Raw genomic sequence first — 20,859 nt, forward strand, 5'->3', positions numbered from 1 at the left:
CTTTACTGCATTTAACGAGATCCCGGTGGGGGGGGCCGCATAGAATGCTGCGGTGAGGATCAGGACGGAACAGCGGGACGACCGGTCGGCCGTGCTCCGGCTAGTGTCACGCGCCTTCGCCACCGACGACGGCGATGAACCGGTGGAAGCCCGGCTGCTGGCCGAGTTGTACGGCTGCGACGGCTTCCTGCCGGAGTTTTCGCTCGTCGCCGAAGAAGGGGGCGCCGTCATTGGCCATGTCATCAGCACCCGCGGCTGGATCGGCGATGAGCCCGCGCTGGGGTTGGGGCCCCTTGCCGTGGAGCCGAACCATCAGCGTGCAGGGATCGGGGCGGCCCTGCTGCAGGAAACGCGGCATCGCGCCGAGGCGGCCGGGGAGAGCGTGATCGTGCTGCTGGGAAGCACCGGCTACTATCCGCGGTTTGGTTATCGGCCAGCCAGCGAACTGGGCATCGGTGCCCCGGATCCGTCGTGGGACGCCAACTTCATGGCCCTCCCGCTGGCCGGCCGGCCGGTGCCGGCGGGTGTTTTCCGCTACGCCGAACCCTTCGGGCGATTGTGAACCGGCGCGGGCCCATCAAGTACCCTAGGTAGGTGCCGGAGTGCTGGCCCCCGTAGTCCAATGGCAGAGACAACCGACTTAAAATCGGTCCAGTGTGGGTTCGAGTCCCACCGGGGGTACGGATTAAGTGTGACGAGCGTTACAAGGATGTAACCCAAAACGCTTATTTTCAACAACGAATTGGACTAGTTTTCTCTGTAATCAGGAATACCTGGTGATCGCATCAAAGGTTCGCGGACCTTTCGATCGAGGAGAAAACATACATGACTGCAACACGCAATGCAGTGCTTTTCGGCACCGGCGGCAACTCCGCACGCGCGGGAAGGGTGGCCGCGCTCGGTTTGGGGATCGCTTTGTTTGCCTCGGCTTGCGGCGGGGGCACGTCAACGCCTTCGGAGACCGGCGGGGGAGCCGGCACATCGGCACCGGCGGGGGCATCCGGTTTGGTGTGTCCCGACGCGGGGGAGGGCGGGGGTCCCACGGCAGGCGCGACGGGTGACCCCTCCGCCGTTCCCGAGACGAAGGGCTCCACTGATACCCCGCTGAAAATCGGCACGCTGCTGCCCGCCACCGGCTCGCTGGCCTTCCTGGGCCCGCCGGAAGTTGCGGGCGTCGAGCTGGCCGTTGAGCGGATCAACGAGGCCGGCGGCGTACTGGGCAAGGACGTGGAAACCATCCAGCGAGACTCCGGCGATACCACCACCGACATCGCTACCCAGTCCGTGACCGAACTGCTGAGCGAGGATGTCAGCGCCGTCGTTGGCGCAGCGTCCTCGGGCGTATCCAAGACCGTGATCAACCAGATTACGGGCGCAGGGGTGGTGCAGATTTCCCCTGCGAACACCTCGCCGGATTTCACCACCTGGGACGACAACAACCTCTACTGGCGCACCGCGCCGTCGGATGTGCTGCAGGGCCGCACGCTGGGCAGCTACATGGTGTCCTGCGGCGCCCAGACGCTGGGCATGATCGTGCTGAACGACGCCTATGGCACCGGCCTGGCGGAGAACGTCAAGCAGGCGTTTGAAGGCGCCGGCGGCCAGGTTGTGGCCACCGAGATGTTCAACGAGGGTGACTCCCAGTTCAGCTCGCAGGTGGACGCCGTGGTCAACGCCAAGCCCGACGCGATCGCGCTGATCACCTTCGACCAGATCAAGTCGATCGCACCGCTGCTGCTGTCCAAGGGAGTCACCCCCGACCAGATGTTCCTGGTGGACGGCAACACCTCGGACCTGAGCGCGGACCTCGATCCGGGTGCCATGGCCGGAGCCCAGGGCACGATCCCCGGAACGTTCGCCAAGGAAGATTTCCAGGCGGCGCTGGCGAAAATGGACGACAACCTCAATTCCTACTCCTACGCAGGTGAGTCCTACGATGCGGTGAACCTGGTGGCCCTGGCAGCCGAGGCTGCCGGAAGCACCAAGGGCGAGGACATCGCCAAGGAAATGCAGGGCGTGTCCGCGGACGGCGAAAAGTGCTTCGACTTCGCCGGCTGTGTCACGCTGCTGCGCGACGGCAAGGACATCGATTACGACGGCATCTCCGGCCCGATCTCGTTCGACGAGAACGGTGATCCGACCGAGGCCTACATCGGCATCTACGAGTACGACGACACCAACGTACCGCAGCCGAAGCGCGAGGAGTTCGGCCAGCTGTAAGGCTGATCCAGCACCACGGGTAGCACTGCAGAGGGTCCCGGCCGCCGGTCGGGGCCCTCTGCCGTGCTCCCGGGCCGGACGTTCCGGAGCGGGATGCGAAGGCGGTGCCGGCATGAGAGGTCCGCTGGGACCGGGCCGGGCGGGGCGTTGGGGGACGAGCATGCCGCCTGGGCCCGCCAGGGGGCAGCACACGCGGCGGGGACACCCGGCTTGGGCGCAGCGGGCGGCGCCCTGAGGCCAGTGGGCAAACACGAAGGCGGCGCCCGCCCCTGGGGACAGGCGCCGCCGTCGCGGTGAGGCTGGGTCTCAGGCGGTGTCCGCGAGCGTGCCCAGGTAGAGCTGGATGACCTTCGGATCCTTCAGCAGTTCGCGGCCGGTTCCGGTGTAGGCGTCCTTGCCCTGGTCCAGGACGTAGCCGCGGTCGCAGATCTGCAGGCAGCGGCGCGCGTTCTGTTCCACCATGATCACGGAAACACCGGCCCGGTTAATTTCGTGCACCCGCAGGAACGTCTCGTCCTGCTTGACCGGAGAGAGGCCGGCGGAAGGCTCGTCCAGGAGCAGCACCGCCGGGTCCATCATCAGGGCCCGTCCCATCGCCACCATTTGGCGTTCACCGCCGGAGAGCGAGCCCGCCCGCTGCGCACGGCGCTTGGCCAGTTCCGGGAAGATACCCGCCACGAAATCGAAGCGTTTCCTGAAGTCCTTGGGCCGTTGGAACATGCCCATTTCCATGTTTTCTTCGATGGTCAGCGTCGAAAAGACGTTGTTGTTCTGCGGGACGAACCCGATGCCGCGGCTGACGAGCTTGTTCGCTTTCAGCCCGGTCAGGTCCTGGCCGCGCACCACTACGGTGCCGGAATGGACCTTGACCAGGCCGAACATCGCCTTGAGCAGGGTTGACTTGCCGGCACCGTTCGGGCCGATGATGCCGATCAATTCGCCCTGGCGGGCCTCGATGCTGCAGCCGTTGAGGATATTGACGCCGGGCAGATAGCCGGCCACCAAATCCGTCACGGTGACCACCGGTTCCCCCGGCGCCACGGCTTTCGGGGTCGTTTCCATGCGGCGCGCATTCATGGCCGGTCCTTCCTTCTGGTTCCGCGGTCGGCGTTGCCTGCTTCTTCCGCGCTGGAATCCTGCTCGCTGATGTGGCGGCCCAGGACGCCCTCGGCATCCGTGCCCACGACCGACTCCGCGTCCTGCGCCAGCTCTTCCTCCAGCGCTTCGACGCCTTCGGCGTCGCCCAGGTCGACGTCGTGATGGGCGCCCAGGTACGCGTCGATCACAGCGGGATCCTTCATGACGACGCCGGGCGGACCTTCCGCCACGATCCGGCCTTCGGCCATGACCACCACCCAGTCGGCAATGTGGCGGACCATGTGCATGTCGTGTTCGACGAACAGCACGGTCATGCCCTCGGCCTTCAGGTTTCTGACATGCTCCAGCAGCGACTGCGTCAGGGCGGGATTGACGCCGGCCATCGGCTCATCGAGCATGACCAGCTTGGGCCGGACCATCAGGGCGCGGGCCATTTCCAGCAGCTTGCGCTGGCCGCCCGAGAGCGATGCCGCGTAGTCGTCCCGTTTGGTGTCGAGCTTGAACTTGGCCAGCAAGACGTCGGCCTGATCCGTGATCTCCCGTTCCTTGGGCCCCCAGATGTTCTTGAAGAGGGCCTTGAAGAGGTTCTCGCCGGACTGCCCGGTGGCACCCAGGCGCATGTTCTCCATGACGGAGAGCTTTCCCATAACCTTGGTCAACTGGAATGTGCGCACCATGCCCATGCGGGCCACCTTGTAGGACGGCACACCGGCGAGGGAATGCCCCTCGAAGGACCACTCGCCGCTCTGGGGGATATCGAACCCGGTGAGCAAATTGAACAGGGTGGTCTTGCCCGCCCCGTTGGGTCCGATCAGCGCCGTAATTTGGTGCCGCGGGATCTCGAGATATTCCACGTCCACGGCGTTGACGCCGCCGAATTGCCGGGTCACGTTTTTGGCGACGAGGATGGGATCCCGTTTCCGGCAGCCCGGGCCCGGTTCGTCGGCAGCAATGGGACGCGTGTCCGTCATGTAGTCCGTGACCGGCTGGTCTGCCTGTTCCGGGACGGCGGCGGCCCCGGCAGCGGTGGTGCGGTCTTGTTCGCTCATGTGAATGCCAGTTCTTTCTTATTGCCCAGCACGCCTTGGGGCCTGAAGATCATCAGCAGCATCAAGGCGATGCCAACAAGGATGTAGCGGAGCTGTCCTGCCTGCGTGGTTGTCAGGAAGGTGATGTAGTCCGCCTCGATGGCACCGTAGAGCAGTCCCTGGGTCAGCGAGAGGACTACCCAGAAGAGCATGGCGCCGATAACCGGGCCGAGGACGGTGGCCATGCCGCCCAGCAGCACGCAGGTCCAGAGGAAAAACGTCAGCTCCGTCTGGTAGTTGGCTGGTTGCACCGCTCCGCGGGGAAGCGTGAACACCATGCCGGCCATTGTTCCGAACAGGCCTCCGATGATGAGGGCCTGCATCTTGTACGAGTACACGTTCTTGCCCAAGGCCCGCACCGCGTTCTCGTCCTCGCGGATGCCTTTCAGGATCCGGCCCCACGGGCTGCGCATCAGCAGGAAGACCAGCAGGCAGCAGATGACCACCAGGCCCCAGCCGACGACGCGGATCCAGAGGCCGCGTTCGTTCAGGGTCACCAGGCCGAAATTGTAGGCGCCCTGCGGGAACGGGTTCAGGGCGAAGAACCCGCCTTCGAAGGCAGCCAGGCCGTTGGCCGAACCGGTGATGTCCGTCAGGTCGTTGGTGGTGACCACGTACCGGATGATCTCCGCCGCGGCGATCGTGACGATGGCCAGATAATCCGCCCGGAGCCGAAGCGTGGGGATGCCCAGCAGGAGCGCAAAAATCACCGAGCCGATCAGGGCTATCAAGACGCCGACAAAGAACGGCACGCCCCATTCGAGAGTGGGGATGGCGAAGCCGTAGGCACCGATAGCCATGAAACCGGCTTGGCCGAAGTTCAGCAGGCCGGAATAGCCGAAGTGGACGGCCAGCCCGAGTGCCGCCAGGGCGTAGGCGGCCGTCGTCGGGCTGATGATTTCGCCCAGGGCGTTGGTGAATATATTCAGGAAATCCATGGTGTTGCCTCCTAACCCACGCGCTCTCGACGGCCCAGGATGCCCTGTGGCCGGAACAGCAGGACGACGATCATGATCAGCAGGGCGCCCACGTATTTCAGGTCCGCTTCCAGCCAGAGCGTCGACAGTTCGACGAACATGCCGACGATCACCGAGCCGACCAGGGCGCCGAACACGGTGCCCAGGCCGCCGAGGATGACGCCGGCAAAGACGAGCAGCAGGATCTGCTGGCCCATGTTGAACGTGACGCCGGGGCGGTAATACGCCCAGAGGATGCCGCCCAGCGCGGCCAGCACCCCGCCGACCGTCCAGACGATGCGGATGACGCCGTCAACATCGATACCGGAGGCCGCCGCCAGCGCGGGGTTGTCCGCGACCGCCCGGGTGGCCTTGCCCAGCCGGGTCTTCAGCAACAGCATGGCAATCAGGATGATCACTATCAGGCTGACGATCAATGAGAGCAGCGTGTTGCGGCTGATCGAAATCTCGCCAAATTCCAGGATGGGGCTTCGGGCCTGCGGCAGCTGCTGCGTGGCGCCGCCGAAGTTGAACTGGATGACATAGCGGGCAGCCAGGGCCAGGCCGATGCTGATGATCATCATGGGGATCAGCCCGGTACCCCGATGACGCAGCGGCTTCCACAGCCAGGCGTCCTGTGCCCAGCCGAACGCGCCGCCCAGGACAATGGCCAACAGCATTGCCAGCCACACCGGAAGGCCGACAAGCGCGAAGCCGAACATCAGCACCGCGCCGGCGGTGACCATCTCGCCGTGCGCGAAGTTGGTGAGGCCGGTGGTGCCGTAGATAAGAGACAACCCCACCGAGGCCAGGGCCAGCAGCAGGCCGAAGCTCAGGCCCGCAATGAGGCGCTCGACGAAGATCTCCCCGAAACCGGCGCCCTGGAGCACAATGCCTTCACCGAGCGGAAAGATGGCCGCGGCGTTGGAAGTGTTCGTGAAGGTGACTTCACGCGGATTCGGCGTGCCTTCGGCGAGCTCCACTCCCTCCGGGAAGGTCGAGACGTCCACTTCGACTTGGTACGTTCCACGTTTCGGGACACCGATCGACCAAGACCCGTTTTCGCCGGTGGTCGCCTCGCCGGTGAATCCTTCGCCCGTCGCCGTGATCCGCACCCCCACGACGGGGCCGTCGGCATTGCGCAGGACGCCGCTGATCGTGTCGCGGAAGGGTTCCGCCGGCGCGGTCCCCGTCGTCGTCGCGCCGGGCGTGGGTTCAGGTGAGGTGGTCGAAGCCAGTGAGGGGGGCGCGGACAAGATAATGCCCGCGATGATCGCCAGTAAGGCGAGCAGTGTCCCCAATGGCCGAACGAGCTTCGGCATCGCGATCAAGATATGAACCTCCACAGTGGGGGGTGTGGTCCGCCGGATCACCGGCAGGCGCTGACAGCGTCTGTGACGGAAATCACGGACGTGTCGTTTATGTTACCTGCGTCACGGGCGGCGGGAAGGTGCGTTCTGTCGCGATCAGGTAACAACTGTGAAGCCGTCGTTTAGCATCGATGAAACGTATCGGCCTCTGGGAACAGGCGGGCTACCGGATGCCGGCAACCCCGCGGAAAACCAGAGGGGTCCCTGCGGGAAGCTTCAGGCAGGGCGCCCGGGAACGGCAGGAAGGGCCGCGGAATTGAAGGCAGAGATCTACAGGTAGAGCCCCGTGCCGCTGTCCGCTTCCTCGGGCTGGGAGACGGCATGGACGTCGCGCTCGCGGAGCAGGGTGTAGTCGGCGGCGTTGACTTCGACTTCCGCGCGGTCCTCGGGGTCGAAGAGCACGCGATCGCCGACCGCTACCTGGCGCACGTGCGGGCCGGCGGCGACTACCTCGGCCCACGCGAGGCGCTTGCCCATGACGGCGGTGGCCGGAATGACGATTCCCGAGGACGAACGGCGCTCGCTGCTGTCCTGGTCCGGAGCCACGAGGATGCGGTCATGGAGCATGCGCAGGGGCAGCTTGGCGCGGGCGGAGGAGCGGGGCGCGTTGGAAGGACTGCGGGACGTCACTCCAGCATTCTACCCGGGCAGGCGGGCCCGGACGCGGGGCTGCAGGCGCGTCGGCCGCGATGCTGCCGCAGGGCGGCGCTGCTGCCGACGCAGGTTTACTGCCCAGGAAGGCCGCCGGAGGGCGGCGCCGGGGCCCGACCCGGGTTCAGCGGCCGGTCAAGGAATTTTCTGCCGTGTTGTTCGTTGGGATTGGTAGTCTAAGCAATAGCTCGCCCCCTGACGATGGAGGACAACAAGATGGCAATCGGAGGAAATCCGGTTTTCAACAACCCGAAGGCGTTCCGCGGCTCGCCCGCGGGCCCTGCCGGAGCCGGCTCCGCCGTGCTCGCCGGCCAGACCCAGCTTTCCAGCCAGCAGCTGCAGGATCTGTACAACCAGCCGTCGGCGGGCCCCGCCCAGACCGGCAGGATGACCTATGACGACGTCATCCTCAAGACCCTGGCATGCCTGTCCCTGGTGGTCGTCGGCGGTGCGATCGGCTGGATGTTCCCGATCCTGCTGATTCCGGGCATGATCGCCGGCCTGGTGCTCGGGCTGGTCAACGCCTTCAAGCGGGAGCCGTCCAAGGGCCTCATCCTGGCCTACGCCGCCGCCGAGGGCCTGTTCGTCGGCGCCCTGTCCATGGTCATCGACTCGATGTACGCCGGCGTGGCCCCGCAGGCCGTGCTGGGCACCGTGTGCGTCTTCGCCGTCACGCTGGCCCTGTTCAAGAGCGGCAAGGTGCGCGCCACCCCCAAGGCCATGCGCTTCTTCATGATCGCGCTGATCGGCTACGCGCTCTTCTCGCTGGTCAACCTGGGCCTGATGTGGTTCGGCGTGCTGGACAACCAGTGGGGCATGCGCGGCGCGGTGATCCCCATCATGGGCATCGACATCCCGCTGGGTGTCATCATCGGCCTGCTGGCCATCGGCCTGGCCGCGTTCTCCCTGATCGTCGACTTCACCTCGATCGAGCAGGGCGTCCGGCAGGGCGTGGACCGCAAGTACTCCTGGACCGCCGCCTTCGGCCTGACCGTGACCCTGGTCTGGCTCTACGTGGAGATCCTGCGCCTGCTCGCCATCCTCCGCGGCGACGAGTAAGCGGCCCATCCTCACCCACCGACCCCGGCCAGTGCGCCGGGGTCGGCTGTTTAAGCGGCGACCCGCTACGGTGGAACCATGACGGGCCAGCGCAGCCGGGCAGCAACCGGCGAGCAGTTTGAACTGCGGCGTGCGGGATCGCGGGCCGTGGTCACCGAACTGGCGGGCTGCCTCCGGCTCTTCGAAAAACAGGGCGTGCAGCTGACCGAGACCTTCGGCGACGACCGCATCCCACCCTCGGCCTCGGGCATCCTGCTGGCGCCCTGGCCCAACCGGGTGGACGGAGGCCGTTGGGAACTCGACGGCGCCGTCCAGCAACTGGACATCACCGAACCGGGCCGCGGCCACGCCATCCACGGGCTGCTGCGCAACACCGGCTACCGGCTGGTCGACCGCAGCGGGTCAGCGGTGGTGCTGCAGGCAGAGATCTTCCCCCAGCACGGCTACCCCTTCCGGCTCAGCCACATTGCCGAATACTCCCTGGACCAGGTCGGCGACCTGACCGTCCGGCAGGAACTGCAAAACCTGTCCGCGGCCGCCGCACCGGTCGCACTGGGCGCGCATCCCTTCATCCGGCTCGGAGACGAACCCGCCGACCGGCTGACCTTGACCGTGCCGGCGGCGCGGTACTTTCCGACGGATCGGCACACCATGATTCCGACGGCGGATGTGCCGGTCACCGGCCAGTGCGACCTGCGCGGCGGAAGCCGGCTGGCGGAGCTGGACCTCGATCACGGCTACACCGCCCTGTCCGCCGGCCCGGGTGGCCGCGCGGTGACCACGCTCGCCTCGGAGAGCGGGTCGGCGGTCGCGCTGTGGCAGGACGAAACCTTCCCCTACGTCCATGTCCTGGTGACCACAAAATATCCGGGCCGGGACCGCGCCGTCGCGGTGGAACCGATGACGGCACCCGCCAACAGCTTCAATTCCGGCCTGGGGCTTCAATGGCTGGAGCCCGGTGCAACGGTCGGCGGGAGCTGGGGCATTACGGCGCAGCTTCACTGAACGCACGGCTGGGTCACAGTATGAAACTATTGGGTGTATGAACCGGTCCTTCCCCGAAAACCGTCCGCTGCCGGCCGGACGTTTGGCCGGAGTTGACGGCCAACACCACGTCCGCGAGGACGTTCCCTATGCGCTGCGGATCAGTGCGGCCTGGGCGTGGCGGGTGGGGTTGATCCTGGTGGTGGGCGGACTGCTGGTCTGGCTGCTCAGTTTCGTCTCGCTGCTGATCATCCCGTTGATGGTCGCGGCCCTGATCGCCGCCTTGATTTCCCCCGTCGTCCGTTTCCTGCTCAAGGCCAAGGTTCCCAAGAGCCTGGCCGTCGTCATCACCATCCTGGGCTTCCTGGGGCTGATTGGCGGGGCGCTCTCCTTGGTCGGCCGGCAGCTCTACATCGGCTTCAGCGAGCTGTGGGACCAGGTGATGCAAGGCATCGGCCAGGTCCAGGGCTGGCTGACGGACGGGCCGCTCCGCCTGACCAACGAACAACTCAACGACTACCTGAACGAAGGCCTGGACCAGCTGCAGAACAACAGCAGCGCGATCTTCTCCAGCGCCCTGAGCGTCGGGTCCACCGCCGGGCACCTGGTCACCGGACTGCTGCTGACCATCTTCGCGCTGATTTTCTTCCTTTACGACGGCGACCGGATCTGGCGTTTCATGGTCGGCCTGCTGCCCAAAAAGGCGAGGGCGGCCGGCTACGGCGCCGGCCGCCAGGGGTGGACCTCCATGGTCCACTACATCCGGGTGCAGATGTTCGTCGCTTTCGTCGACGCCGTCGGCATCGGCGCGGGCGCCGCCATCATCGGCGTGCCACTGGCACTTCCGCTGGGCGTCCTGGTATTCCTTGGCTCCTTCGTCCCGATCGTCGGCGCCCTGCTCACCGGGTTCGTCGCCGTCCTCCTGGCACTGGTGGCCAACGGCTGGGTCAACGCGCTGATCATGCTCGCCATCGTGCTGGGGGTTCAGCAGCTGGAGGGCCACGTGCTCCAGCCGCTGATCATGGGCAAGGCAGTCTCGCTGCATCCGCTGGCCGTCGTGCTGGCCGTGGCCGGCGGCTCGATGGTCGCGGGCGTCGCCGGCGCACTCTTTGCCGTCCCCCTGCTGGCGATCCTCAACGCGGTCGTGAAGTACATCGCCGCCCGCGGGTGGGAAACCGACCCGGCCCTGGGCGCGCCGCCACCGGCGGAAGAGCCCTACCGGGCGCCGGAACCGGCACTGGCTTCGCCGGGTCCCGGAAATCCGCCCGAGCCCTCAGACCGGGAACCCTCCCGCCGACGCCGCGTCCTGCTGCACAGAAAAGAGACCGACAAGTGACAGTCACCGCCCAGCTTCCCGTCACGCTCGACGATATCCAGGCCGCCCGGAAAACCCTCGACGGCATCATCGCCAAGACGCCGATCGAACAATCGCGCGCCCTGGGCCGGATGGTCGGCTCCGACGTGTTCTTCAAATGCGAGAACCTGCAGCGGGCCGGGTCGTTCAAGGTCCGGGGTGCCTACGTGCGGATGGCCGGACTGTCCGATGCGGAGAAGGCACGCGGCGTCGTGGCTGCCTCCGCCGGCAACCACGCGCAAGGCGTGGCGGTGGCGGCGGCCCGCCTGGGCATCAAGGCCCGCATTTTCATGCCGCTCGGCGTCGCCCTGCCGAAGCTGGCGGCCACCCGGGGCCACGGCGCCGAAGTGGTGTTGCACGGCCACAATGTGGACGAGGCACTCGCCGAGGCGCAGCGCTACGCGGACGAGACCGGAGCGGTCTTCGTGCATCCGTTCGACAACCCGGACATCATCGCCGGGCAGGGCACGCTGGGGCTCGAGATCCTGGAGCAGGTCCCCAACGTCGAGACCATCGTCATGGGCGTAGGCGGCGGGGGACTGCTGGCCGGCGTCGCCACGGCCGTCAAGGCCAGGGCGAAGGAGCTGGGCCGCGAGATCAGGGTAATCGGAGTGCAGGCTGAGAATGCGGCCGCCTACCCTCCCTCACTGGCCGCCGATGCGCTGGTGCCGCTGCAGAAGGTCTCCACCATGGCCGACGGCATCGCCGTCGGCCGTCCCGGGCAGTTGCCGTTCTCCATCATCCGGGAACTGGTCGACGACGTGGTCACGGTCAGCGAGGACGCCCTGGCCCGCGCACTGATCTTCCTGGTGGAACGGTCCAAGCTGGTGGTCGAACCCGCCGGTGCCGTCGGCGTCGCCGCGCTCATGGAGGGTGTCATCCCGGACCCGGGCACTACGGCGGTGATCCTCTCCGGCGGAAACATAGATCCGATGCTGATGCTGAAGGTGATCCAGCGGGGGCTGTACGCTTCCGGCCGGTTCATGTCCGTGCGGATCATGCTCGACGACCGACCCGGCTCGCTGGCCACGATCTCGCGCATCATCGCCGAATCGGACGCCAACGTCACGCGCGTGGACCATACCCGCATCGGCGGGTCCATCAGCATGGGCGATGTTGCCATCACCATCGACATCGAGACAAAGGGCCACGAGCATTGCGAACTGGTGCTCGGCAGCCTCCGCGCCGCTGGCTTCCAGCCCATCGTCGTCCACTGACCGTGGCCGCCGGAAGCCGTGGACTGCGCCCCGCCCCGGCGCTGGCCGGTGCCGGGGCACTGGCGGCACTGCTCTGGGTGGTCTTCCTGGTCAACATCTTCGCCGGCGGGTACTTCAGCCTGCTGCTGGGCATCGCGCCACGGCGGCTCGACGGGCTTGACGGTGTGGTGTTCGCGCCGCTGCTGCACGCCGACACCGGCCACCTGTTGAGCAACACGGTCCCGCTGCTGGTACTCGCGTTCCTGACGCTGCTGGAAGGAATCCGGCGGTTTTGCGTGGTGCTCGCCTGCAGCTGGCTGGCCTCCGGGCTAGGGGTCTGGCTGACCGGTGCGGGCCTGACCATCGGCGCCTCGGGCCTGGTCTTCGGGCTGTTGGCCTACTTGTTGGTACGTGGCTTCTACAATCACAGCTGGCGCCAGATCCTGCTGGCCGCGGTCATCTTTCTTTTCTACGGTTCGGTGTTGTGGGGAGTCCTGCCGACGGCGCTGCCCGGGATCTCCTGGCAGGCGCACCTGTTCGGGGCGGCCGGGGGAGTCGCCGCCGCCGTGCTGCTGCGCCGCAGGCGGGGCCTGCGCTGAACCCGTTCCCGGCGTGCGCCGGCCGACGCCTGCTGCCGCATACGCCGAAGGCGGGCTCCCGCAGGAGCCCGCCTTCGACGATGATGGTGCGTAATCAGCCGGCGTAAGGCTTGGCGGAAATGATCTCCACACTGATCTGCTTGCCGTTAGGCGCGGCATAGGTGGTGGATTCTCCCGCCCGCAGGCCGTGGATGGCCGCACCCAGCGGAGACTTTTCGCTGTACACGTCCAGTTCGGATTCGCCGGCGACCTCGCGGCTGCCCAACAGGAAGCGCTCGGTGTCGCCTGCGATCTTCGCTTCGATGACCATGCCCGGCTCCACGATGCCGTCGTCGGCGGGTGCCTCGCCCACGTGGGCGTTGCGCAGCAAGTCGGTGAGCTGACGGATCCGGGCCTCGGCCTTGCCCTGTTCTTCCTTGGCGGCGTGGTAACCGCCGTTTTCCTTGAGATCCCCCTCCGAGCGGGCCTGTTCGATGCGGTCGACAATTTCTGCCCGGCCGGGGCCCGAAAGGTGATCCAGTTCAGCCTTCAGGCGGTCGTAGGCTTCCTGAGTGAGCCAGGCGACGGGTGCGCTGGAAGTGGACACGTAGTTCTCCTTAATTGCTGCCGGTACCGCTGGAGGCGGGCCGGCACGGTGGCTCTTTGCACAAAAGGCCGCCAAGGTGGCGGCCACTCCATGCAAAGACCCCGCCGTGAAGGTGAATCATTCGTTCTGGGAGTTCCCAGTTCACCGGGGGGCGGGGCAATGTATTTGCTCAATTGTAGTCAGCCGCCGCCGGTTTTCCCAATAACTCGATGGCAAAAGAACCGCGGCAGCCTGGAAAGGCACGCCGCGGGTGCGCCCGGCGGGAGGGTCAGCCGCCGGTGCCGGCGGGCCAGCAGCTGTCCACGCCGCCGGAAACGGCCAGGGATTCGGTCCGGAGCTGGACGCGGTGCGCCGTGGTCTGGGCGGTAGCCCCTTCGGCGGCGGGCCCGATCGTGGCGACCTTCCAGCCGACGACGGCGTAGTTCTCACTGAGGGCCTGAACGGCGCACTGGACGGTGGCCTCGGGATCCTTGGTGACTTGGAAGTCCACGGTGATGTGGCCGGCATCGGCCACGGCAAAGCCAACGTCCTTGCTCTCGATCTGCGGCCCGTCCTGGCCCAGGGCAAAGAAACCGGCGCCGATGATGGCCACGCCCAAAGCCCCGCCGGCCAGTGCCAGTTTGCTGCGGCGGGACAGCGTCCGCCGCGGTGTGCCGTAACGTTCGGAAACCGTTAAGCTGGGGGGAGTCTGAGGGGTTCGGGGGCCGGAGGTGCTCACGCCCTCAAGTTTAGCTTCCCACCCACCCACGCAAGATTTCCCAGGAGCAGCCACGTGAGCTTCGATGCAGCCCAGCGGGCGCAGAGTGAGGGACTGCGCCTGCTGGCGGTCCACGCCCATCCGGACGACGAATCCAGCAAGGGCGCCGCGTCCATGGCGCGTTATGCCGCCGAAGGCGTCCAGGTGCTCGTCGCCACCTGCACCGGCGGTGAACGCGGAGACATCCTCAACGCGGAGGCCGCGTCCGATCCGCAGGCGCACCGGGACCTGGCCGGTTTGCGGCGGGTGGAGATGGCCCGGGCGGCGGCGGAGCTGGGCGTGCAGCATCGCTGGCTGGGGTTCGCAGATTCGGGCCTGCCGGAAGGGGATCCGCTGCCGCCGCTGCCGTTCGGCAGCTTCGCCACCCAGCCCCTCGAGCGGGCGGCGGCTCCGCTGGTGAGGCTGGTCCGCGAGTTCCGCCCGCATGTGGTGATCAGCTACGACGAGAACGGCGGCTACCCGCACCCGGACCACATCATGGCCCACAAGGTGGCGGTGGAGGCCTACCACGCTGCCGGTGATCCGGAGCGCTACCCGGACGCGGGCAGTCCCTGGGAGCCGCTCAAGCTTTACTATGACCGCGCGTTCAACCCGGAACGGTTCCGGGCACTGCACTACGCCCTGGAGGAAGCCGGGCTGCAGTCGCCCTACGCCGCACGCCTCGCGGCGTGGCTGGAGGCCGACGCCGAGGGGCATCAGCCGCCGATGCCGAACCACCGCACCACCACGCAGATCGACTGCGGCGACTTTTTCCGCCACCGCGACCGCGCGCTGCTAGCGCATCGAACCCAGGTGGAGCCCACCGGGTTCTTCTTCGCGGTCTCCGAGGAGATGCAGCGGACCGTCTGGCCGTGGGAGGATTTCTCGCTGATCCACGCCCGGGTGGAGACCAGCGTGCCGGAAACGGATTTTTTTGCGGGCATAAGATAGACCTTGCAGCCAACCAGCACCGGAGCCGAATTTTCCGGGACGCAGCCAGAAAGAGACTGAAACTTGCCCCTGATCCAGATCCTTGCCGCCGTCGCCGCCGGTGCCGGCGAACCCAGTCTCCGGCCCGGCCTGGACGCTGACCAGGTTTCGCCCGGCCCCTGGGGCTTCTTCTTCACCTTCGGCCTCGCGGCCGTGGTGGTTTTCCTGATCTGGGACATGAGCCGGCGCATCCGGCGGGTGCGCTACCGCGCCCAGGTGGAGGAGAGCGGCGGCCAGGATTCGACCGCGGCCGGGCCTGAAGCGTCCAGGCAGGCGGGCCCCGCCGGCGGGGGCGGGTACGCCGACGGCAGCGGCACCGAAACGGGGAGCACTAACGAACGCAGCGGCCGCTCGGGCCGCCCGGACCGCCGGGAGTAACCATGGCCGGCAGACTGCGCTCGGAGGCTTCGGCCTACTTGCGCCAGCATGCCGGGAACCCGGTGGACTGGTGGCCGTTCGGTGACCAGGCCTTTGAACAGGCACGTCTGCGCGACGTGCCTGTTTTCGTTTCGGTCGGCTATGCGGCGTGCCACTGGTGCCATGTGATGGCCGGTGAGTCCTTCGAGGACGAGGCCACGGCCCGGTACCTGAACGAGCATTTCATTCCGGTCAAGGTGGACCGGGAGGAACGCCCGGACGTGGACAACGTCTACATGGCGGCCACGCAGCTGATGACCGGCCAGGGCGGCTGGCCGATGAGCGTCTTTACCCTGCCCGACGGCCGGGCCTTCTACGCCGGCACCTACTTCCCGCCGCAGCCGCTGCCGAACCAGCCATCCTTCCGCCAGGTGCTCCAGGCGGTCCATGAAGCCTGGGAGCAGCGCCGGGACGCCGTTGAAACCACTGCCGCCTCGCTGGCCGAGGCCCTCGCGCAGGCGGGGGAAGCCAACCGTGAGCTCCTCGGGGACCTCACTCAGGGGCCTGACGACGCCGCCGATCGGTCGCGCGATCCGGGGCAGGGACCCGTGCAGGTGTCCACCGGCGGCTGGGGTGCGGGCCGCCCGGTCCTCGAGCAGGCCGTCGAGGTCCTGGCGCGGCAGGAGGACACCGTCTTCGGCGGGTTTGGCGCGGCACCCAAATTTCCGCCGTCGGCCGTGCTGCACTTCCTGCTCCGGCATGCCGCGGCCTCGCGGTCCGACACGGCGGGCCAGGCCGCCGCACTATCGTCCCGGACGCTGCAGGCCATGGCCGGGTCCGCGTTGTACGACCAGGTGGAGGGCGGCTTTGCCCGCTACGCGGTGGACCGTCAGTGGTCCGTGCCGCACTTCGAAAAAATGCTCTACGACAATGTCCAGCTGCTGCGCGTGTATGCGCAATGGGCCTTCCAGTCTTCGGCCCGGGCCGAGAGGGACCTGGGGCGCGCGGTCACGGCCGGCACGGCGGACTGGATGGTGGGCCGGCTGCGGTTGGCGCACGGCGGGTTTGCGTCCTCGCTCGACGCCGACACCGTCGTCGACGGTGTCCACCACGAAGGCGCAACCTACCTGTGGTCCCCGGCAGAGCTGCGGGAGCTGCTCGGCGCCGACGACGGCGGCTGGGTTGCCTCCGTGATGGGCGTGCGCGAGCGGGGCAACGTCACCGCCACCGGCTCGACCTTGCACCCGGGACGACTGCTGGAACCGGACGAGCGGCGGCGGTGGGAAGGGCTGCGTCCGGTGCTGCTGGCCGCCCGGCAGGAACGGCCGCAGCCGGAGCGGGATGAAAAAGTCGTCGCCGGGTGGAACGGCCTGGCCGTGGCCGGGCTGGCCGAAGCCGGCGAGTTGCTGGGGCGGCCCGAGCTGAGCGCCGCCGCGGTGGCCGCCGCGGACTACCTGCTGGCCGTGCACCTGGACGGCTCCGGCCGGCTTGCCCGGGTGTCGCACAACGGCACTGCCCAGCACTTCGAAGGCTTGCTGGAGGACTACGCCGGCTGCGCGGAGGGGCTGTTCTCGCTGTATGCGGCCACCGGGGAGCCCCGCTGGTATGCCGCCGCGGAAGCGCTGGTGCTGCGCGCGGAGGAGGTGTTCCTGGAGGCGGGACAGCTGAGCGACCAGGCGGCCCCCGCCGCCCAGGTGGCTGCCGCCGCCGGATCCGTTCCGCCCGCGGATCCGCTCGAGAGCGCCACTCCCAGCGGCACCGGCCTGTTGGCCGGCGCGTTGGCCACCTATGCCGCCTACAGCGGCTCCGCCCGGCACCGGGAGTTGGCGGGCCGGCTGCTGGGTTACCTGGAGCGGATTGCCGTGCGCGCCCCGCGTGCCGCCGGGTGGGGCCTGGCCGCTGCGCAGGCACTGGCGGCGGGGCCGGTAGAGCTGGCGGTCACGGGGGCTCCGGGCGCGGCCGCCGAACTCATAGCCGCGGCGCGCGCAACCGGCAGCCCGGGCCTGGTTGTCGCGCGTTCCGGAGAGGCCCGGCCGCCGGAGGGGACGCCGCCGCTGCTGGCTGATAAGCCCGCCCCGACGGAAGGTGCGCTGGCTTACGTGTGCCGCGGGATGGTGTGCCGGCGGCCGGTGGCAACCGTCGACGGCCTGCTGGCCGAGCTGGGCGCGGGAGCAGGCTGAGTGCGGCACTTTTCCGGACGCCCGTGGTGAGAGTCAACCGGAGTTGCCGAGCACCGCGATCAAGATGGCGAGGTAATGGCAGGCGAAAGCCACCACGGTGCAGGCATGGAACAGCTCGTGGAAGCCGAACCAGGTGGGAGAGAAATTCGGCCGCTTGATCCCGTACACCACCGCACCGCCGATGTAGAGGACCCCTCCCGCGCAGATCAGGACCGCCGCGGGCACGCTGGCAGCGAAGAAGTCGGGCAGGTAGAACAGCGCGGCCAGCCCGAGTGCGCAATAAACCGGGACGTAGAGCCAACGCGGGGCGTGGGGCCACAACACCCGGAACCCGACGCCGGCGATGGCGCCGGCCCAGATCAGCCACAGCAGCAACGTGGCCTTCGCCGGTTCCAACAGTGACCAGGCCAGCGGCGTGTACGTTCCGGCGATGACCAGCATGATGTTGGTGTGGTCCAGGCGCTTGAGCACCAGCTTGACGTGCGGGCTCCAGTTGCCGCGGTGGTAGACGGCGCTGACCCCGAAGAGCAGCAAGCCCGTGACGGCGTAGACCGCGCAGGCCCATTTGGCCGCTGCCGTTGGCGCCAGCGCCACCAGGACAATCCCGGCCACCAGGGCCAGCGGGGTGGCCCCTGCATGCAGCCAGCCGCGGAACTTCGGCTTGATGTTGAGCGCGTCGGCTACCTGCTCCACGGCCCGCTCGATGGGGCCGTCCGTCGACTCCCGCCGGGCGGCGGAATCCTCGTAGCCGCCCCGGTAACCGGAGGGCCCGGAGGCGGCGCCGTGTTCACTCATGCGGTTATTCTAACGGCCGCCGCCACTCCTTGTTACCGGCCGGTAACAAGGAGTGGCGCGGAACCGGCCAGGCGGGGGGATAGAATTCTAAGTCGTGAACGGGCGATCAGGAAGGCGGGGTGCGGTGTCTCTTCCCGGCGTCCTGTACCGCCTGTATGAGCGGCGGCTGCAGCGTTCGCTGGCGCCCGACCGTATCCCGGGCCACATCGGTGTGGTGGTCGACGGTAATCGGCGCTGGGCCAGGCTGGCCGGGGCGCCCACCCGGGAAGGGCACCAGGCCGGAGCCGACAAGATCCTGGAGTTCCTGGGTTGGTGCGGCGACCTGGGCATCAAGGTGGTCACGCTCTACATGCTGTCCACGGACAACATGGGCCGCTCGGAAGACGAGTTGCGCGAACTGCTGGGTGTCATCGGCAACACCTTGGACCGGTTGGGCGAAGGCAAGAACGTGCGCGTCCATCCCGTCGGCGCGCTGGAGACGCTCCCGGCCGACCTCGCGGCCAAACTCAGCGATCTGGGGGAGCAGACCGCGGGGGTTAACGGCGTCCACGTGAACGTGGCCGTGGGCTACGGCGGCCGCCGGGAAATCGTTGACGCGGTCAAGGGCCTGCTCCGCCATGCCGACGCCGAAGGCAAGAGCCTGGCCGACGTCGCGGATACGCTGGCGGTCGAGGACATCTCCGGCTATCTCTACACCAGCGGCCAGCCGGACCCGGACCTGGTCATCAGGACCTCGGGTGAACAGCGGCTCTCCGGCTTCCTGATGTGGCAAAGCGCCTACAGCGAATACTACTTCTGCGAGGCCCTGTGGCCGGATTTCCGGCGCCTGGACTTCCTGCGCGCGCTCCGCGACTACGCCAGCCGCCAGCGCCGTTTCGGCGCCTGACGCGGCCGGCGGAGCGGGCGGCGGGCCAGCGTCGTTCCTGTTACGCAGAATTCATTGAAACGATTTCTTCCGGGCCCTTGTCTTAGTGAATTACATCCGCGTAATTTAGGACTATCAGTCGGCAAAACCGCAGATTGATCGGGAGGCCACCAGTTTGATGCGCACAGCGAAAGCCGCATCGGGGGAGGCCGGTTCCGGCCTGGTGGCCCTACCGTCCACGCCCCGCTTCACACAGTCGGAGCCGTCGCGCTCCGGACGGGAGCAAGCATGACCGCCACCAAGAATCCGCACCCAGCCGCCACGACCGGACCCGGGAAGCAGCCCGCCGCTGCCACCTCGTCCGGTCGTTCTGTTTCCGCCGGGGAAGCGGAAACAACCCGGGCGTCGTATGTCCTGGACACCTCCGTGCTGCTGTCCGATCCGCGGGCACTGCTGCGCTTCGCCGAGCACGAGGTGATCCTGCCGGTGGTGGTGATCACCGAGTTGGAAGGAAAGCGGCACGACCCGGAGCTGGGCTACTTTGCCCGCCAGGCACTGCGCCTGCTGGACGACCTGCGCGTACAGCACGGCGGCCTGGACCAGGCCATACCGCTGGGGGCGGAGGGCGGCACCCTGCGGGTCGAGCTCAACCATGTTTCGTCCGACGTGCTGCCGGCCGGATTCCGCGGCGGCGACAACGACAGCAGAATCCTGGCCGTGGCCAAGAACCTGGCCGTCGAGGGCCGCAACGTCACCGTGGTCTCCAAGGACCTGCCCCTGCGGGTGAAAGCGTCGGCGCTGGGGCTTCGCGCGGACGAGTACCGCAACGAACTTGTCAAAGACTCCGGCTGGACCGGCGTGGCCGAGCTGGACGTGGCCGACGACGACGTGACCGCGCTGTATGGACACGAGCCGGTGTTCATCCCGGAGGCGGCGGAGTTGCCCGCCAACACGGGACTGGTGCTGCTGTCCACCCGCGGGTCGGCCCTCGGCCGGGTGGGGGCCGACAAACAGGTGCGCCTGGTCAAGGGCGACCGCGACGTGTTCGGTTTGCACGGACGCTCCGCGGAACAGCGGCTGGCCATCGACCTGCTGATGGACCCGGAGGTAGGGATAGTCTCCCTCGGCGGACGGGCCGGTACCGGCAAGTCCGCCCTGGCGCTGTGTGCCGGGCTGGAGGCGGTGTTGGAGCGGCGCGAGCACCGGAAGGTGGTGGTGTTCCGGCCGCTGTACGCCGTTGGCGGCCAGGAACTCGGGTACCTGCCGGGCTCGGAAGCCGAAAAAATGAATCCGTGGGCCCAGGCGGTGTTCGACACGCTCGGCGCCTTGGTTTCGACCGAGGTGGTCGAGGAAGTCATGGACCGCGGCATGCTGGAAGTGCTGCCGCTGACCCACATCCGCGGCCGCTCGCTGCACGACTCGTTTGTGGTGGTGGATGAGGCGCAATCGCTGGAGAAGAACGTGCTGCTGACGGTGATGAGCCGGATCGGCCAGAACTCCAAGATCGTCCTCACCCACGACGTGGCCCAGCGTGACAACCTGCGGGTCGGGCGCCACGATGGCATCGCCGCCGTCGTGGAAACGCTCAAGGGACACCCGCTCTTCGGCCACGTGACGCTGACACGGTCCGAGCGCTCGCCCATCGCGGCCCTGGTCACGGAGCTGCTGGAGGGCGCCGATATCTAGCCTGCGGCCTTCGCGTCCAGGGGCGGGAAGCGGGCTGCCGCAGCGTGGCCCGCTTTCCGCCGAAGGCAGCCGGCCGATCGCCGCCTCAC

Annotated in this window: 20 protein-coding genes and 1 tRNA gene; 13 read left to right on the forward strand and 8 right to left on the reverse strand. The window is 67.6% G+C overall.

The annotated features are described in order from the left end of the window. The first annotated feature begins 52 nt into the window (after positions 1-52). The 3 genes from AC5RUH_RS04625 (at position 53) to AC5RUH_RS04635 (ending at position 2,220) form a co-directional block, all read left to right on the forward strand. Positions 53-562 (forward strand): GNAT family N-acetyltransferase, encoded by a 510-nt coding sequence (locus AC5RUH_RS04625; RefSeq protein ID WP_494128023.1) that lies wholly within the window; start codon positions 53-55, stop codon positions 560-562. A 46-nt stretch (positions 563-608) separates the two neighbouring features. Next, positions 609-681, forward strand: a tRNA-Leu gene (locus AC5RUH_RS04630). Between the two features lie 144 nt (positions 682-825). Further along, complete coding sequence (locus tag AC5RUH_RS04635) at positions 826-2,220, forward strand: ABC transporter substrate-binding protein (RefSeq protein ID WP_494073570.1); 1,395 nt, start codon at positions 826-828, stop codon at positions 2,218-2,220. A 306-nt stretch (positions 2,221-2,526) separates the two neighbouring features. Here the strand turns inward: AC5RUH_RS04635 and AC5RUH_RS04640 are convergent, their stop codons facing one another. From AC5RUH_RS04640 to AC5RUH_RS04660, 5 genes are all read right to left on the reverse strand, one after another. Continuing rightward, positions 2,527-3,282, reverse strand: a complete 756-nt coding sequence (locus AC5RUH_RS04640; protein WP_494076255.1) for an ABC transporter ATP-binding protein — start codon at positions 3,280-3,282, stop codon at positions 2,527-2,529. An 11-nt stretch (positions 3,283-3,293) separates the two neighbouring features. Beyond that, on the reverse strand, positions 3,294-4,289 hold the full coding sequence (locus AC5RUH_RS04645; RefSeq protein ID WP_494001870.1) for an ABC transporter ATP-binding protein: 996 nt from the start codon (positions 4,287-4,289) through the stop codon (positions 3,294-3,296). 74 nt (positions 4,290-4,363) lie between these two features. After that, the gene (locus tag AC5RUH_RS04650) at positions 4,364-5,344 is read right to left on the reverse strand and encodes a branched-chain amino acid ABC transporter permease (RefSeq protein ID WP_494001474.1); all 981 of its coding nucleotides are present in this window, start codon (positions 5,342-5,344) and stop codon (positions 4,364-4,366) included. Between the two features lie 11 nt (positions 5,345-5,355). After that, complete coding sequence (locus tag AC5RUH_RS04655) at positions 5,356-6,684, reverse strand: branched-chain amino acid ABC transporter permease (protein ID WP_494014380.1); 1,329 nt, start codon at positions 6,682-6,684, stop codon at positions 5,356-5,358. Between the two features lie 318 nt (positions 6,685-7,002). Next, positions 7,003-7,299, reverse strand: a complete 297-nt coding sequence (locus AC5RUH_RS04660; protein WP_493978707.1) for a GroES family chaperonin — start codon at positions 7,297-7,299, stop codon at positions 7,003-7,005. Positions 7,300-7,599: 300 nt separating this feature from the next. On the opposite strand from AC5RUH_RS04660, the gene AC5RUH_RS04665 reads away from it, so the two are divergent. The 5 genes from AC5RUH_RS04665 to AC5RUH_RS04685 all read left to right on the forward strand — a co-directional run bounded on the left by AC5RUH_RS04665 (position 7,600) and on the right by AC5RUH_RS04685 (position 12,575). Continuing rightward, a complete protein-coding gene (locus tag AC5RUH_RS04665) occupies positions 7,600-8,442 on the forward strand; it encodes a Bax inhibitor-1/YccA family protein (RefSeq protein ID WP_494101031.1) in 843 nt (280 codons plus the stop codon). A 78-nt stretch (positions 8,443-8,520) separates the two neighbouring features. Then, the gene (locus AC5RUH_RS04670; protein WP_494128024.1) at positions 8,521-9,447 is read left to right on the forward strand and encodes an aldose 1-epimerase family protein; all 927 of its coding nucleotides are present in this window, start codon (positions 8,521-8,523) and stop codon (positions 9,445-9,447) included. A gap of 37 nt (positions 9,448-9,484) precedes the next feature. Then, positions 9,485-10,762, forward strand: a complete 1,278-nt coding sequence (locus AC5RUH_RS04675) for an AI-2E family transporter (RefSeq protein WP_494023641.1) — start codon at positions 9,485-9,487, stop codon at positions 10,760-10,762. Next, complete coding sequence (ilvA, locus tag AC5RUH_RS04680) at positions 10,759-11,997, forward strand: threonine ammonia-lyase (RefSeq protein WP_494001470.1); 1,239 nt, start codon at positions 10,759-10,761, stop codon at positions 11,995-11,997. The genes AC5RUH_RS04675 and ilvA overlap by 4 nt, the downstream gene beginning before the upstream one ends. Before the next feature lie 2 nt (positions 11,998-11,999). Further along, the gene (locus tag AC5RUH_RS04685; protein WP_494014377.1) at positions 12,000-12,575 is read left to right on the forward strand and encodes a rhomboid family intramembrane serine protease; all 576 of its coding nucleotides are present in this window, start codon (positions 12,000-12,002) and stop codon (positions 12,573-12,575) included. Positions 12,576-12,669: 94 nt separating this feature from the next. On the opposite strand, the gene greA is transcribed toward AC5RUH_RS04685, so the two are convergent. Beyond that, entirely contained in the window at positions 12,670-13,161 is a 492-nt protein-coding gene (greA, locus tag AC5RUH_RS04690) for a transcription elongation factor GreA (RefSeq protein ID WP_494001468.1), read from the reverse strand. 268 nt (positions 13,162-13,429) lie between these two features. Continuing rightward, the gene (locus AC5RUH_RS04695) at positions 13,430-13,879 is read right to left on the reverse strand and encodes a DUF4307 domain-containing protein (RefSeq protein ID WP_494128025.1); all 450 of its coding nucleotides are present in this window, start codon (positions 13,877-13,879) and stop codon (positions 13,430-13,432) included. A gap of 54 nt (positions 13,880-13,933) precedes the next feature. On the opposite strand from AC5RUH_RS04695, the gene mca reads away from it, so the two are divergent. From mca to AC5RUH_RS04710, 3 genes are all read left to right on the forward strand, one after another. Further along, positions 13,934-14,848, forward strand: a complete 915-nt coding sequence (gene mca / locus AC5RUH_RS04700; protein ID WP_494128026.1) for a mycothiol conjugate amidase Mca — start codon at positions 13,934-13,936, stop codon at positions 14,846-14,848. A gap of 63 nt (positions 14,849-14,911) precedes the next feature. Continuing rightward, entirely contained in the window at positions 14,912-15,265 is a 354-nt protein-coding gene (locus AC5RUH_RS04705) for a hypothetical protein (protein WP_494128027.1), read from the forward strand. Positions 15,266-15,267: 2 nt separating this feature from the next. Continuing rightward, positions 15,268-17,424, forward strand: a complete 2,157-nt coding sequence (locus tag AC5RUH_RS04710) for a thioredoxin domain-containing protein (protein WP_494128028.1) — start codon at positions 15,268-15,270, stop codon at positions 17,422-17,424. 33 nt (positions 17,425-17,457) lie between these two features. Here AC5RUH_RS04710 and trhA read toward each other — a convergent pair whose 3' ends face one another. Next, positions 17,458-18,219 carry a PAQR family membrane homeostasis protein TrhA gene (gene trhA, locus AC5RUH_RS04715; protein ID WP_494128029.1) on the reverse strand — a complete coding sequence of 254 codons (762 nt, stop codon included), beginning with the start codon at positions 18,217-18,219 and terminating at the stop codon, positions 17,458-17,460. Positions 18,220-18,343: 124 nt separating this feature from the next. On the opposite strand from trhA, the gene AC5RUH_RS04720 reads away from it, so the two are divergent. Then, positions 18,344-19,105, forward strand: a complete 762-nt coding sequence (locus AC5RUH_RS04720) for an isoprenyl transferase (protein WP_494001462.1) — start codon at positions 18,344-18,346, stop codon at positions 19,103-19,105. Between the two features lie 267 nt (positions 19,106-19,372). After that, positions 19,373-20,770, forward strand: coding sequence for an RNA 5'-3' helicase PhoH2 (gene phoH2 / locus AC5RUH_RS04725; protein WP_494128030.1), 1,398 nt, complete (start codon positions 19,373-19,375; stop codon positions 20,768-20,770). Positions 20,771-20,859: the final 89 nt, after the last annotated feature.

The organism is Arthrobacter sp. Y3223166, from assembly GCF_059090935.1.

Bases quoted from the DNA above. Each gene is read 5' to 3' on its own strand.
- AC5RUH_RS04675 (WP_494023641.1), top strand. From the start codon at position 9,485: ATGAACCGGTCCTTCCCCGAAAACCGTCCGCTGCCGGCCGGACGTTTG.
- AC5RUH_RS04670 (WP_494128024.1), top strand. From the start codon at position 8,521: ATGACGGGCCAGCGCAGCCGGGCAGCAACCGGCGAGCAGTTTGAACTG.
- AC5RUH_RS04640 (WP_494076255.1), bottom strand. From the start codon at position 3,282: ATGGAAACGACCCCGAAAGCCGTGGCGCCGGGGGAACCGGTGGTCACC.
- AC5RUH_RS04650 (WP_494001474.1), bottom strand. From the start codon at position 5,344: ATGGATTTCCTGAATATATTCACCAACGCCCTGGGCGAAATCATCAGC.
- trhA (WP_494128029.1), bottom strand. From the start codon at position 18,219: ATGAGTGAACACGGCGCCGCCTCCGGGCCCTCCGGTTACCGGGGCGGC.
- AC5RUH_RS04665 (WP_494101031.1), top strand. From the start codon at position 7,600: ATGGCAATCGGAGGAAATCCGGTTTTCAACAACCCGAAGGCGTTCCGC.
- AC5RUH_RS04655 (WP_494014380.1), bottom strand. From the start codon at position 6,684: ATGCCGAAGCTCGTTCGGCCATTGGGGACACTGCTCGCCTTACTGGCG.
- phoH2 (WP_494128030.1), top strand. From the start codon at position 19,373: ATGACCGCCACCAAGAATCCGCACCCAGCCGCCACGACCGGACCCGGG.
- AC5RUH_RS04660 (WP_493978707.1), bottom strand. From the start codon at position 7,299: ATGCTCCATGACCGCATCCTCGTGGCTCCGGACCAGGACAGCAGCGAG.
- AC5RUH_RS04645 (WP_494001870.1), bottom strand. From the start codon at position 4,289: ATGACGGACACGCGTCCCATTGCTGCCGACGAACCGGGCCCGGGCTGC.
- AC5RUH_RS04635 (WP_494073570.1), top strand. From the start codon at position 826: ATGACTGCAACACGCAATGCAGTGCTTTTCGGCACCGGCGGCAACTCC.
- AC5RUH_RS04710 (WP_494128028.1), top strand. From the start codon at position 15,268: ATGGCCGGCAGACTGCGCTCGGAGGCTTCGGCCTACTTGCGCCAGCAT.